This is a genomic window from Candidatus Abyssobacteria bacterium SURF_5, assembly GCA_003598085.1.
Taxonomy (GTDB): Bacteria; Abyssobacteria; SURF-5; order SURF-5; family SURF-5; genus SURF-5.
On sequence record QZKU01000053.1, the window covers coordinates 71,210 to 85,495 of the forward strand.

At 57.1% G+C, this 14,286-nt stretch carries 12 protein-coding genes; 10 read left to right on the forward strand and 2 right to left on the reverse strand.

From position 1 onward, the window contains the following. Window positions 1–57 precede the first annotated feature (57 nt). From C4520_07525 to C4520_07535, 3 genes are read left to right on the forward strand one after another with little or no spacing between them, the layout of a single operon-like run. Window positions 58–1,455 (forward strand): TolC family protein, encoded by a 1,398-nt coding sequence (locus C4520_07525; GenBank protein ID RJP22867.1) that lies wholly within the window; start codon window positions 58–60, stop codon window positions 1,453–1,455. Beyond that, on the forward strand, window positions 1,337–2,548 hold the full coding sequence (locus tag C4520_07530) for an efflux RND transporter periplasmic adaptor subunit (GenBank protein ID RJP22868.1): 1,212 nt from the start codon (window positions 1,337–1,339) through the stop codon (window positions 2,546–2,548). Before C4520_07525 ends, C4520_07530 begins: the two co-directional genes overlap by 119 nt. Further along, the gene (locus C4520_07535) at window positions 2,545–5,796 is read left to right on the forward strand and encodes an efflux RND transporter permease subunit (protein ID RJP22869.1); all 3,252 of its coding nucleotides are present in this window, start codon (window positions 2,545–2,547) and stop codon (window positions 5,794–5,796) included. The genes C4520_07530 and C4520_07535 overlap by 4 nt, the downstream gene beginning before the upstream one ends. An 85-nt stretch (window positions 5,797–5,881) precedes the next feature. Here C4520_07535 and C4520_07540 read toward each other — a convergent pair whose 3' ends face one another. Then, on the reverse strand, window positions 5,882–6,751 hold the full coding sequence (locus C4520_07540) for a hypothetical protein (protein ID RJP22907.1): 870 nt from the start codon (window positions 6,749–6,751) through the stop codon (window positions 5,882–5,884). A 353-nt stretch (window positions 6,752–7,104) separates the two neighbouring features. Here C4520_07540 and rsxC point away from each other — a divergent pair, with 353 nt between their 5' ends. The 7 genes from rsxC to C4520_07575 are packed head-to-tail and all read left to right on the forward strand — an operon-like array spanning window position 7,105 to window position 13,307. Then, complete coding sequence (gene rsxC / locus C4520_07545; protein RJP22870.1) at window positions 7,105–8,457, forward strand: electron transport complex subunit RsxC; 1,353 nt, start codon at window positions 7,105–7,107, stop codon at window positions 8,455–8,457. A gap of 5 nt (window positions 8,458–8,462) precedes the next feature. Further along, complete coding sequence (locus C4520_07550; protein ID RJP22908.1) at window positions 8,463–9,467, forward strand: RnfABCDGE type electron transport complex subunit D; 1,005 nt, start codon at window positions 8,463–8,465, stop codon at window positions 9,465–9,467. Further along, window positions 9,428–10,075 (forward strand): RnfABCDGE type electron transport complex subunit G, encoded by a 648-nt coding sequence (locus C4520_07555; protein RJP22871.1) that lies wholly within the window; start codon window positions 9,428–9,430, stop codon window positions 10,073–10,075. The genes C4520_07550 and C4520_07555 overlap by 40 nt, the downstream gene beginning before the upstream one ends. After that, window positions 10,059–10,691, forward strand: coding sequence for an electron transport complex subunit E (locus C4520_07560; protein RJP22872.1), 633 nt, complete (start codon window positions 10,059–10,061; stop codon window positions 10,689–10,691). The genes C4520_07555 and C4520_07560 overlap by 17 nt, the downstream gene beginning before the upstream one ends. Before the next feature lie 55 nt (window positions 10,692–10,746). Continuing rightward, on the forward strand, window positions 10,747–11,340 hold the full coding sequence (locus C4520_07565; protein RJP22873.1) for an RnfABCDGE type electron transport complex subunit A: 594 nt from the start codon (window positions 10,747–10,749) through the stop codon (window positions 11,338–11,340). Window positions 11,341–11,382: 42 nt separating this feature from the next. Further along, window positions 11,383–12,423, forward strand: coding sequence for an RnfABCDGE type electron transport complex subunit B (locus C4520_07570; protein RJP22874.1), 1,041 nt, complete (start codon window positions 11,383–11,385; stop codon window positions 12,421–12,423). A 17-nt stretch (window positions 12,424–12,440) separates the two neighbouring features. Next, on the forward strand, window positions 12,441–13,307 hold the full coding sequence (locus C4520_07575; GenBank protein ID RJP22875.1) for a serine/threonine protein kinase: 867 nt from the start codon (window positions 12,441–12,443) through the stop codon (window positions 13,305–13,307). A 91-nt stretch (window positions 13,308–13,398) separates the two neighbouring features. Here C4520_07575 and C4520_07580 read toward each other — a convergent pair whose 3' ends face one another. Continuing rightward, the gene (locus C4520_07580; GenBank protein ID RJP22876.1) at window positions 13,399–14,229 is read right to left on the reverse strand and encodes an ABC transporter ATP-binding protein; all 831 of its coding nucleotides are present in this window, start codon (window positions 14,227–14,229) and stop codon (window positions 13,399–13,401) included. Between the last annotated feature and the right edge of the window lie 57 nt (window positions 14,230–14,286).

Here is a 14,286-nt window from a genome sequence, read left to right on the forward strand (position 1 = left end):
AGGTTATAATGGGATTATTCGACCGGATACCTCATCTACCTCGGATCGTTTTCGCGCATGGGCATTTACCAAAAAGCTAATAATAACTATTTTCTTGTTCTTGTTGCCGCATTTATGCTGTCGTTGAGTTCCGGTTCTTTTGCGCAGGAGGTAGTGCAGCAACCCCTAACCCTTGAAGAAAGCATCCGCAACGCGTTTGCTTCGAATCCGGACGTGACCGTTGCGCAGGAAAGAATCGAGCAGGCGCGAGCCGCGGTTAAGCAGGCGCAGGCGGGTTTCTATCCGAAGCTTTCCATATCTGAGAATTTTGCCCGCACCGATTACGCGCCGATGGTCTTCACGTATCAGCTTGCGCAAGGGAACCTGTCGGGAGAATCCCCAGCCGCGCCGCCGCCCGGCTTCGACCCTTTCGCATCGTTCAATGACCCCGACCCGCTCAGCAACTGGAACACCCAACTCCTCTTGCGGTGGCCGCTCTTTCAAGGCGGCAGAACAGTGTATTCCACCCGGGCCGCCGTCGACCAGGTGGAGGCGTCGGAGGCGCAGTTAATTTCCGTGTACAACGAACTGGCCTATGCCGTCTCAGCCGCATTCTATTCCATCCTGCAAGCGGAACAATCGATTCAGATCGCTGAAGAATCAGCCCGCCAGATCCGGCAGCAACTCGATGTCGCAACCGCGCGGTTTGAAAACGAGGTCGCGCTCAAGTCCGATGTCCTGCGCGTGGCGGTGAGGCTTGCAGAGGCGGAGAATCAGTTGGTCATCGCGCGCCACAATCTCGAACGCGCAAAATCCCAGCTCAATCTGGCCATGGGACGCAACGTCAATACACCTGTTGTGCTTGCCCCGCTTGAGGCGCCCCCGCCCGCAGAAACCCTGCCGTTGGAAGTCCTGATGGAACGCGCTAAAGAGACCAGACCGGACATTACCGCAGCCGAACATAACGTCCTTGCTCTTGAGCAATTAATAGGGGCCGCAAAAGCGGATTACTATCCTCAGGTGAACGCGTTCGCGCATTACGACGTCGACACGGAAGATTTTTCCGACACCAGTGACAGTTGGATGGTCGGAGTAGGCGTTAGCCTCTCTTTGTTTGATGGGTTCCTCACGCGCTCGAATGTACAGCAGAGGCGCGCTCAGCTCCGCGAGGCCCAGGCGCAGCGTGATAAACTCGTTCTCCACGTGGAGAATGATGTAAAGTCCGCCTACCTGGCGCGGTCCGAAGCACTGCTACGACTCGATGTGCTGCAGGAAATAATCGCCGAGGCCGAGGAAAATCTGAGGATCGTATCGGAGCGGTACTCCGAAGGCATGGCGCTGGTTACCGACCTGCTGGATGCGGAAGTCGCGCTCACCAACGCGCGCCTCCAGAGACTGGCGGCGCAGTATCAATACCGGATTGCTGCGGCGGCGCTCGAGCGCGCCATCGGCGGATTCGCCGCTGGAGGAATTTGAAATGAAGATCAAGCAGTATTATCAACGGTACGGGAGAAGGACGGCTGCCGCTGCAGGCGCTTTGCTGATACTGATTCTGATGTTCTTGTATCTGACCGGTAATCTCTCGGGTGAACCGAAAATAACGCCATCAACGAAAGAAGCGCCACCCTCCCCTTCCGTTGCCGGTGAAATCGTAACAGTGAAAACGATGGTTATCCCCGTCGAAATCGAGGCCGTTGGCGCCGTCGACGCCCGAGAAACGGCGCAGGTTTCGAGCAGGACGATGGCGCTCATAACAAGAATCTATGCCGCCGCAGGCGACGTCGTGAAAAAAGGTCAGCCGCTGGTCGAGTTGGACGCGCGCGATGCGCAGGCCCAACTGGCTCAGGCGCGCGAGGCGCTCGCATCGGCGCAGGCCGAACTCGAACGCACCCGGCTTGATGCGGGACGGATCGAGCGGCTCCACGAGAAACAGGCTGCCACGCGCAGCGAGTACGATGCGGCACAGGCCGCTCTCACCATGGCCCAAGCGCAAGTCGATTCCGCAAAGGCGCGGGTGCGAGAGGCGGAAGTTTCTCTTTCCTTTACCAAAATAGAGGCTCCGCTTTCCGGAAAGGTAATCGACCGCCTGGCCGATCCCGGCGATATGGCGGTCCCGGGCCAGCCGATCCTCGGCCTGTATGATCCCTCGAGTCTGCGCCTCGAGGTCATCGTTCCCGAACGACTCGTATCGCAGGTGCAGCCCGGCCGCCGCGTTCGAGCGTCAATCGACGCGCTCGACCTGCAGTTCGAGGCTGAAATAACCCAGGTTGTCCCCTCATCCGATGTGCAAAGCCGATCCTTCATTGTGCGCGTCCCGCTGCCGCAAAAAAATGACGCCTTCCCGGGAATGTATGGCCGCATCTGGATTCCTTCAGGCTCGACCGAGGCCCTTCTGATCCCGCAAGAGGCCGTCCGGCGGGTAGGACAATTGGAGATGGTGACAGTTGTCGAGGATGGCGCAGCACGCACCCGCACCGTCAAAACGGGCAAGAAGTACCCCCAAGGCGTTGAAGTTCTATCCGGCCTTGAGCCCGGCGAGCAGGTCGTGCTCCCGCAGAAAGATTCATGAGTAACGAAGGCGCTCACAAAAAATCCGATCGGCCGCAGCCCTCGGTCCTCAGCAAAATCGTCGAGACGTTCATCGATTCGAACTTCTCGCTCATCCTGATTATTGTTTCCCTCGTCCTCGGAGTCGCCGCGCTGCTGGTGACGCCGCGCGAGGAAGACCCGCAGATCGTCGTTCCGCTTGCCGATGTATACGTTCAGTTCCCGGGCGCAAGCGCGGAGGAGGTCGAGCAGCTTGTTTCGACCCGGTTGGAGAAATTACTGTGGCAAATAGACGGAGTCGAATACGTCTATTCGATGTCCCAGGACGATATGGCAGTAATGACCGTCCGCTTCTTCGTCGGCGAGGATCGCGAAGACAGCCTCATCAAGCTCTACAACAAAATCCAGCAGAATGTCGATCTCGTGCCGCCGGGCGTAACCGGATGGGTGGTTAAGCCCGTCGAGATCGACGATGTCCCCATCGTCATGCTCGCCTTTTACGGGGCCGAAGCCTCCTCTCACGATCTGCGCCGGGTCGCCGAAGAGGTTATCGACCGGCTCCAGGCGGTTGAGGATTCCGCGCGCACCTACACTGTGGGAGGAATGGAGCGGCAGATCAGGGTGCATCTGAACCCCGGCAAGCTGGCCGCGCGTAACCTCACCCCGCTCGAAGTCGCCGGCGCGCTGAAAGCCGCAAACGTAACGCTCGCGGCCGGCTCGTTCGCCCAGGATAACGAAGAGCGGCTCGTGCGCGGCGGTATCTTCCTGAATTCGGTCGAAGACGTGCGCGAGCTCGTGGTCGGAGCGCATGAGGGACGCCCCGTGTATCTGCAAGACGTGGCGCAGATAAGCGACGGGGCCGCCCAGCCGGATTTCTACACGCGCATCGGATTCGGCCCCGCCGCCAAATTCAAGAACGTGCCGGAAGAGTTCAGGTCGGCCTCCACACTGCCGGCGGTTACCCTGGCTGTTGCGAAGAAACGGGGAACCAATGCGGTCTGGGTCGCCGACGAAGTCCTGCAGCAGATCGAGTCAATGAAAGGCAATGTCATTCCCGACGACGTGCGCGTACTGGTCACCCGCAATTACGGCGAGACGGCAAACGATAAAGTGAACGAACTGGTCGAGGGACTCGCGGTTGCGATTATCATCGTGATCGCTCTCATCGGGCTGATGTTGGGCTGGCGCGAAGCGCTTATCATCGCGACGGCCGTGCCGATAAGCTTCTTCCTCACTCTGTTCTTCAACATGCTGTTTGGGTACACGATCAACCGGGTCACATTGTTTGCCCTGATGGTTTCGCTCGGCCTCGTCGTTGACGACCCGATCACCGACGTCGAGAATATCTACCGCTACTTCAAGATGCGTCTCTACCCGCCGAAGGAGTCGGTGCTGGTCGCAGTGAATGAAGTACGTCCGCCAATCATCATGTCCACCCTTACCATTATCGTCTCGTTTCTGCCCATGTCGTTTATCACCGGAATGATGGGGCCCTACATGCGGCCGATGGCGCTCAATGTGCCGCTCGCGGTGCTCATGTCCACGGTGGTCGCCTTCACGATAACGCCCTGGATGTCCTACTACGTGCTCAGAGGCGACTATGGCAAGGTCGAGGAGGAACCCTTCGATATAAAGAAGAGCCGGCTTTATGCCGTCTACAGCCGCCTCATCGGACCGTTCCTCAGGTCGCGCGCGCTCAGTTGGATGTTCCTCGGAGCCGTCCTGCTGCTGTTCCTTGTCTCGGCCTCGCTCGCGGCTTTTGGACTCGTCCCGCTCAAGATGCTTCCGTTCGACAACAAGAACGAACTGCAACTGGTCCTCGATCTGCCCGAAGGCACAACTCTCGAGGAGACCGATCGCGCCGTGCGCGACTTCGAGCAATATCTGAGGGGCGTGGCCGAGGTGACCGATTTCGAGAGCTACGTCGGACTGGCCTCGCCCATGGATTTCAACGGGATGGTGCGCCACTACTACCTGCGCCGATCCCCCAATCTGGCCGACCTGCGGATCAACCTGGTCCACAAGAAAAAGCGGCAACAACAAAGCCATGACATCGGGTTGCGCCTGCGGGACGACCTGCAGAAGATCGCCGACCGGCACGGCGCCCTCATGAAAATCGTGGAGGTGCCGCCCGGCCCTCCCGTTATCTCGACGCTCGTCGGCGAGCTCTACGCGGAACCGTGGCATTCATACGAAGATATTATTGCGGCGGCATCGATCGTGCGCGAGCGGATGGCGCAGGAAGCAGGCGTTGTGGACGTCGACGACACGGTCGAAGCCGATCAAAGGCTTTACACATTTGTCCTCGACAAGGAGAAAGCGAGCCTTAATGGAATAAGCACGGTGCACGTCGCGCAGACGCTTCGGCTCGCGCTACAGGGAGAAGAAGCCGGCACTCTCCACGTGCCGACCGAGCGAAACCCGTTGAGAATCATCTTGAGGCTGACCAGAGCCGACCGTTCGAGCACCGAAAGCCTGAGCCGGCTGTACGTGAAAGGTACTCACGGAAACCTGGTGCAACTGAGCGAACTCGGGCGCTTCATTGAAAATGAAATCAGCAAGACAATCTATCACAAGAACTTGGAGCGCGTCTCTTACGTATTCGGCGAGATGGCCGGACGCAGCCCGACCGAAGCTATCTTCAATTTGCAGTCTCACTTCAAGAAGAACCCGTTGCCTGAAGGCCTCCGCATCGTCTGGAGTGGAGAGGGCGAATGGAAAATCACCATTCAGGTGTTTCGCGATCTCGGCATCGCCTTTGGAGCGGCGCTCATCGGCATCTACATCCTGCTCGTTCTGCAGACCAACTCCTTCTTCATGCCGCTCATCATCATGACCGCCATCCCGCTCACCATAATCGGCATCATGCCGGGTTTCTGGCTGCTCAATGCGTTAGCGGGCGGCCAGGTCGGCGGGTACGGCACCCCCATCTTCTTTACGGCAACCGCCATGATCGGAATGATTGCGCTGGCGGGCATTGTCGTGCGCAATTCGATCATCCTTATAGATTTCGTCCAGAACTCGGTCGCGGCAGGCATGCCGCTCCGCGAGGCTCTGATGGAATCGGGCGCCGTCAGGTTCCGCCCCATCCTCCTCACCGCGGGCACAACGCTTCTGGGAAACATTGTCATCACGCTCGACCCGATTTTCAGCGGACTCGCCTGGGCGATCATCTTCGGCATCTTCGCATCGACCGCCTTCACGCTCCTCGTGATCCCGATCGTCTATAATCTCGTCTATTCCCGGCGCACGATCCGGCAGAAGGAATGAGCGGCGAGTTGGCGGACTGATTGCCGCGAGACGGTCTGCTCCGCCTCGCTGGCCGAAACAGCATGTGCGAATTCAGCGCCTGCACTCAAACGACGTACAGAAACCGGGTGCAGTTGGGGCAGGTCATCAGTTTTTGTGACTCGCGTAGATCCTGGGCAAACGATGAAGAAAGCTGAATATTGCAACCAAGGCAGATCTCTTCCTCTACTGCGACTACTGGTTGCCCGCCTCGCGATTTCAGACGGTCGTAATGAGCGAGCACACGCGGTGAAATGCACGAGCGCACTTGCTCGATCTTCTGGCCAAGCGCCTCGGTGTGATTGTTGTCCGCCTTGCGAAGGCTTTCGAGTCTCATCAGCCTGATCAACAGCATAAGGTCCGAATTGGTTCCCCGCATCACCTTTCCTTCAGACTCGGCTGCTGACGCCCGAGAGTTCGGGGAGACATGACTCACAAGGTTTTCGCTTGCTTCGTCAAGAACCTTATACATGCTGGTAGAATTGGTTGCCTCCATGAGCCGCTCGACCAGGTTGTCATCGAGCACCAGGCGCGAGAGAGAAGATATGAAATACAGATACTTGTGCGAATCGGAAGGCGGGTAAAGGATTAAAAATACCAGGTGAACCGGCTTGCCGTCTATTGAACGGTATTCCATGCCCTCGCGCTTGCGCCCAACAGCGCACACCAGGCGGTCGATGACGTTTACGCGCGCATGAGGAATGGCGATGCCCAAGCCTATCCCCGTGCTGTCGAAGCTCTCGCGCTCGAGCACGCGCTCAAGAGCGTTCTCCATGTCGTCAATCTTTCCCTTTTTCTGCAGAAGGCGGGCTAATTCCTTAATGGCATGAATCTTATCGTTGCTCTTGAGGTTGGATACGATGTCTTCTTTTGAGATATATTCAGTCAGCTTCATTCGACTTCCCAGATCACTTCCCACTTGCTCTATCTGAGGCATTGATCCTCCTTATCATTTTATGAATCCTCAAGGTCATTATACTCATCAGTCATCTTCTGTGTCAAGGACTTACAGCCGGTCGATTTTCCTTTCAACCGGCGTGAATCGGCCTTCCCTCTCACGCGCCGCATTGTGCGCAATCAACGCCCGATTCATCATCAAAAAAAAGCGAATGGCACGGCGATGGCTCTCGGAGCGTGATGCAGCACGTCCTCCCCCTTGCAACATAAGATGCAGCCATTTTTGCCCACATTTTGAGTTGACTTGCCGCCTGTCTTATGTTAACATAAAGTGCTATATTCATGGTGTTTCTCTCCCTTGCCTCCACTTCTTCTTAAAGGAAAGATGTTTGAATGTTGAAGAGTGTTTCAAGAACGTTTCGCGGCGGGATTCACCCTCCCACCGAAAAGCAGCACACGGAAAAAAAGCCGATTGAAGTGATGCCCCCGCCCGAGCGGGTGTTTATCCCGCTGAGGCAGCACACGGGCGCGCCGGCCCGCGCAATCGTGAAGGCAGGCGACCATGTGAAGGCAGGTCAGGCGGTCGGTAAAGGCCCCGGGTTTGTTACGACAATAATGCACGCCTCGATTTCCGGAGAGGTGGTCTCAATCAAACAGAGAAATCACCCGGTATTCAGGCATTGCGAGACAATCGAGATCAAGTCTGACGGCAAAGACGAGTGGATCTTTGGGACGGCCCATCCACGCGGGCAGGCGGATCAACTTCCTCCTGAAGATATCAAGAGAATCGTCACCGAGAGCGGCATCGTGGGGCTCGGGGGAGCTGCATTTCCCACGCATGTCAAGTTGTCGCCGCCACCCGAAAAAAAGATCAGCCTCTACATCCTGAACGGAGCCGAATGCGAGCCCTTTCTCACCGCCGACGACCGCGTCATGCAGGAACGCACTGAGGATATTGTCCTCGGATTGCGCCTGATGATGCGCGCTGTGGGCGTCGCACGCGCGATCATTGCCGTGGAGGCGAACAAGCCGGATTCGTTGAAAGTTCTTAAAGCCGCGGTATCGCGTTTCTCCGAGATCGAGGTCGTAAAACTGCAGACGAAATATCCGCAGGGCTCGGAAAAACAGTTGATCCGGGTCGTTACCGGGCGCGAAATTCCCAGGGGCGGCCTGCCGATGGACGTCGGCGTCGCTATCAATAATGTCGGGACCGCCCTGGCCGTTGCGGAGGCCGTCTGCGATGGCAAGCCGTTGATAGAGCGAGCGTTAACCGTTACCGGCTCAGCCATAGCGCAGCCGAAAAACCTTAAAGTACGTCTCGGCGCCCTCTTCAAGGATGTGATCGAACATTGCGGCGGGTTTTCCGCTCCGCCGGTAAAGATTCTGATGGGCGGTCCGATGATGGGCATTGCGCAATATACGACCGAGGTGCCGGTTATTAAAGGAACCTCAGGAATTGTCGCGCTGGCCGCGGAAAGCCTGAACATAGTCGAATCGCAGACCTGCATCCGGTGCGGGCGCTGCGTGAATGCCTGTCCAATGTATCTGATTCCTTCGGTGCTTGGCATTCTCTGCGAGCGGCACAAATTCGAGGAAGCCAAAGCAATGGGACTCATGGACTGCGTCGAGTGCGGTTGCTGCACCTACGTGTGCCCCGCCGGGCGCCCCATGGTGCATATGTTCAAATTCGGGAAAATGGAGCTCTTTAAGCAAGCGCAGAAAAAACGCGAGAAAGAGGCAAAGTGACAACACTGGATCGCCAACTTGTCGTTACAACGCCGCCTCATATCCGCTCGGCTGCATCAGTCAACCGGATCATGGCCGACGTGCACATCGCGCTTGCCCCCGTCACCATTGCGGGCGTATACCTGTTCGGATTCCGGTCGGCGGTTCTGCTGGCGGTTTCGGTCCTTGCAGCCGTCGTTACGGAAGCGGCCATCGAGAAAATCCTCAAGTGGGACGTAACGATCGGCGATTACAGCGCCGCTCTGACCGGTCTGTTTGTCGGCTTGGTGCTTCCGCCGGGAGCGCCCCTGTGGCTGGGAGCAATTGGAAGCGCCTTCTCAATCGCCGTCGCCAAGATGGCTTTCGGAGGTCTCGGAAAGAATATCTTCAATCCGGCCCTTGCGGGACGGGTGATGCTCCTTGCAGCTTGGCCGATCGCGATGACGAAGGGCTGGCTCCAACCGCTGTGGTGGCGGCAGGAGGGCTTCTCGTTCTGGACGCTTCGGGTGGCCGACCGGCTCGGCATATCAGTTGACGTTATCACTTCCGCGACTCCGCTGGCCAAAGGAGGCGCACCCGATCCGTACACAATGATGGACCTGTTCACCGGCAGGGTTGGCGGCTGTATCGGAGAGACGTCCGCTGCCGCTCTGCTGATCGGCGGCGCTTACCTGATTTACCGGCGGCTCATTTACTGGCAGTTGCCGGCAAGTTTCATCGCAACCACGGGAATTCTGATGTGGGCATTCGGCGGACAGCAGGGACTGTTTACGGGCGATTTCATGATGCATGTGCTGGCAGGCGGTCTTATTCTCGGAGCCTTCTTCATGGCGACAGACATGGTGACTTCTCCCATAACGATCAGGGGACAACTGATCATGGGCATCGGGTGCGGCGCAATTACCGCACTTGTGCGGCTGAAGGGAGGGCCGCCGGAAGGCGTTTCCTATTCAATCCTCATCATGAACGCCTTTACTCCGCTGATTGATAAATACACGGTGCCGCGCCCATTTGGAGAGAAAGTTTCGTGAACATCTATTTCCGGCTCAGCTTGTTACTGTTTCTGATCTGCGCGATTGCCGCCGGCGCGCTGGCGATTGTGAATTCGATGACGTATCAGCAGATCATGCAAAACGAAGAAAGCAAGGAGCGCATCCTCAGAGGGAGAGCCCTCGCAGGCGCGGAAAAGGGGCCGCAGGTTGTCTTCGATGATAAACCTGTACGGATCAACGAGACCAACTACTATATCGGCCGCCTTGATGATGAGATTGTCGGCGCCACCTTCACCACGGTCACAAATCAGGGATACGGCGGCCCGATCGAGATCGTCATCGGCATGAATGACGACAGGATCACCGGCGTTATGATCAAAAGCAGCTCGGAAACGCCCGGACTGGGCGCGAACGCGAGTGCGGTAAAATACGGCGAGAGCGAGCCGTGGTTTTTGGCGCAGTTCAAAAACCTCGAGCCGGAGCACGTTAGCCTGAAGAAAGATGATCCGGCAGGAGCAATCGACGCGATTACCGCCGCAACAATCACCTCGCGAGCCATCACGAACGCGGTCCGCGAGGAAGCGAAAGAATTTGAGAGCGTCTGGCCTCAATTGCTGGAGCAAAAGAAATATGTCAGCACGAACTGAGTTTCTCAAGGGCTTTTGGGAGGAAAATCCAACGTTCCGGATTATCCTCGGTATGTGTCCCACGATGGCGGTCACGACCTCGTTGATCAATGGAATCGGCATGGGACTGGCAACGCTCGGGGTTCTGCTCGGCTCGAACGTGGCGATTTCGCTGCTGCGTAATTTCATTCCGTCACAGATTCGAATTCCAGCATTCATCGTCGTGATCGCTTCGTTTGTCACGATCATTGACTTGTTCATGCACGCGTACACACCCGCTCTCCACGCGGCGCTCGGCATTTTTATTCCGCTGATCGTCGTCAACTGCATCATCCTGGGCAGAGCCGAGGCTTTCGCCTCAAAACATGGTTTGTGGTTCTCGATTGTCGACGCGGCGGGCATGGGTTTGGGGTTCACCCTCAACCTGATAATCCTCGGAGGACTTAGGGAAATATTTGGCGCCGGACAACTGCTCGGGCGGCCGGTCGCGCCCGAATTCTTTCAGGCCCCGCTGGTGATGATTCTGCCGCCGGGCGCATTCCTGCTGGTCGGTTTCCTCATTGCGACGATGAATATCATTCGCCGCAGGGCCGAGATAAGGCGCGCCGCCGAGCGCAAAGAGATGGTGCATGCATGATGAGTAGCGGCGCAGGAGAAAAGGCAATATTCCTTCGGGGATTGTGGGAGGCCGTATGAACGATTTTCCCAGCATATCAACCCTGATGACAATAGCGATCGGCGCTATTTTCATCAACAACTTCGTACTGAGCCGGTTCCTGGGCATCTGCCCGTTTATCGGGGTTTCCCGCAGCATCGCTCCTTCGGTCGGTATGGGAATGGCAGTCATTTTCGTTATGACGCTGGCCGGATTCGTCACGTTTTATGTAAATTATCTCCTGGTTCTGGCAGGAGTGGGATTCCTGCAGACGGTAGCCTTCATTCTCGTGATAGCGGCTCTGGTGCAGTTCGTCGAGATGTTCCTGCAAAAATTCAACCCGACGCTCTACTCGGCGCTCGGCATCTATCTGCCGCTTATCACCACGAATTGCGCCGTTCTCGGCGTCGCGCTGCTGAACATAAAGGAAGGATATAGTATTATCGAGGTTCTCGTGTTCTCCTTTTCGGCTGCGATCGGCTTCGCGCTGGCGCTGGTGATCATGGCGGGCATCCGCGAGCGACTCGAGATTACCGACGTGCCGAAGGCAATGGAAGGCGCACCGATAGCATTTATTGTCGGCGGTATCCTGTCGCTTGCTTTTATGGGTTTTTCGGGCATGAAATTCTAGGCCTTTACAGCGGGTATCAAACTCCGGGAGTGAGTTCAAATAATGGTAACAATAGTATGGGCGATTGCGGTGGTCGGCGGACTCGGCCTCGTTGCCGGCGCCATCCTCGCTTTCGCGTCAAAAAAATTCGCCGTGGCGGTGGATCCGCGCGTTGAAATGATGGAGAAAGTGCTCCCCGGCGGCAACTGCGGCGCCTGCGGCTTCCCCAGTTGCTCGGCGGCGGCCAGAGCAATCGCCGAGGGCAAGGCGCCGGTGAACACGTGCAAGGCGGGCGGTGATTCCACTGTCGCCGCAATCGCCAGGATCATGGGCGTCGAGGCTGTCGCCGGCGGCCAGAAAGTGGCGAAAATCCAGTGCCGGGGCGATATCGGGATCGCGAAAGAACAGTACGAATATCACGGCATCGACGACTGCCGTGCGGCGTACATTCTCTTTAACGGGGCAAAAGCATGCGCCTACGGCTGCCTCGCGCTCGGCTCGTGCGCAAAGGCCTGCCCGTTCGGCGCCATCGAATACGAACACCACCGCGTGCCGCGGGTTCGCTACGACAAGTGCACCGGCTGCGGAGTGTGCGTAGATGTTTGCCCGAGAAACCTGATCGACCTCTACGACGCGTCTCATGAAGTCTTCGTGATATGCAAATCAAGAGATAAGGGCGCCCAGGTTCGCAAGGTCTGCGACGTCGGGTGCGTCGCCTGCGGCGTCTGCGAACGAAGCTGCCCGTATGAAGCCGTTACCGTGCAGGCCGGGCTGGCGGTTATAGACCATGAAAAATGCAGAAAGTGCGGGCTCTGCGTCAAACAGTGCCCCTATGACGTTATTCAGATGAAAGAAAAGAAGGCTCGCGCATTCATTACTGAGACCTGCAACGGCTGTACTATCTGCGAGAAGGTGTGCCCGGTTAACGCCATTTCAGGTGTACTGAAACAGCGCCATGTGGTCGATCCCGCCAAATGCATCGCCTGCGAAATCTGCGTCGGTAAGTGCCCCAAAAACGCCATCGAGATGCGCGAAGCTAAACGGGGCGAGATCAACCGCGCACCCGCTCAACTCGAACACGAACTCCAGAAGGTTCATACCTGAGGAAGGTCCTTTCGCACATGGTTGAGCATCGAGTAGGCCCCTACAAGATCATTCGTCCCATCGGCAAGGGTGGAATGGGACGCGTGTATCTGGCGCTCGACGAGCAGAAGGACCAGCAGGTGGCCATCAAGGTGCTGCCCGACAACTTTCTCGAGGACAAGAAAAAATCCGATTATCTCAGGCGCGAACTCCTCATCGCGCGCGAGTTGAAACACCCGAACGTCGTCGATATCTTTAACATCATCGAGTTGCCGCGAAAAAACGACGGCAAGATGCAGGGCTTCATGCTGATGGAGTTCATCGACGGCGATAACCTGCGCAAACATATCACCGATCAAGACCTCAGCATCAGCCAGGCGCTCGATCTTTGCGAGCAAATATGCGCCGGCCTCAATTACATCCATCGACACCGCCTCAAGGACGGACGCTATCACTCGATCATCCATCGCGACATCAAGCCCGAGAATATCCTCATCAACAGCCGCGGCCAGGTGAAAATCGTGGATTTCGGGCTGTCAACCGAGGAAAAAGGCTTCCGCTTCCTCAGATCCAAATCGCGCGCCGGAACCCCGCAATACATGTCGCCGGAACAGATCAGGGGAAAACACGTCGACGAACGCTCCGATATATATTCGCTTGGCGTGTGCATGTATGAACTGTTCACCGGAAAGCTCCCCTACGAAGGCAAAGACCGAAAAGAAATCATGAAAATGCATATCAGCCGCAGTGTCAAGCCCGAGCCGGCCTCCAGCATCAACAAGAAAATCCCGCCCGCCCTCAACCGCATCATCATGACAGCTCTCCAGAAGAACCCGGACAAGCGATTCCCCTCCGTGGCCGAACTGCAACTCGCCCTCAAGCACGTCACCGTCTCGCGAATCTAGCGCACGCTGCGCACCGGCAATCCAATACCTCATCATATGTCAGCGACAAAATGCCGGCAATAACCCGATGGAATGTCTTCCGCTGCGGCTGTTACGGGTGAGGATGTTCCTGCTTGCGGTGATAATGAAAATGCGGGTGACCATGCTCCGTACGGTCATGGGCATGGCGGTGAACGTGGATGAGATTGTGGAGAGCCAGGAATTCCTGATCCATCAGAATCGGCTCAGGAGCGCCCTCGCGCGCCACCTTCCCGTTCTCTCCCAAAACAATCACCCGGTCTGAGAGCTGCTCGGCCAGGTGCATGTCGTGTGTTGCGATGAGAACCGTCTTTCCCTCTTCTTTCAAATGGAACAGCATATCGGTGAGATGAGCCGAACTCCTCGGATCGAGGCCGGCCGTCGGCTCGTCGAGAAGGAGGATGTCCGGGTACATGGCAAGAGCTGTCGCCAGGGCCGCCTTCTTTTTCTCCCCCTGGCTCAGGTGGTGCGGCAACCGGTCGCGCAGGTGACTCAGGTTCAGATCGGAAAGAACTTGTTCTGCCCGTGCGAGCGCTTGCTCCTTGCTCAACCCAAGGTTCAGCGGGCCGAAGACCACATCATCCAGCACCGACGTGGTAAAAAGCTGATGCTCCGGATTCTGAAATACAAAACCAGTCCGCCGTCTGATCGATGCCCCCGTTTCCGGATTCACCTCAACTCCTCCAATGGAGATGCCGCCGTCTCCCCGCAGAATCCCGACAAGACACAGCAACAGCGTCGATTTTCCCGTTCCATTGGCGCCAAGCAATGAGACGGTCTCGCCGCGGCCGATCTCAAATGAAACGCCATCCAGAGCCCTGCGGCCGTCAGGATAGCTGAATCTCAGGCCGGCCACCTTGATCTCGGGAAGCGGCGCCTCGTTCCAAATGTGGCTTGGGCGCATGCATACTCCTCTCAATGGTTAACGGGGAGAATATCGAAAACATAATGAAAGGGACTT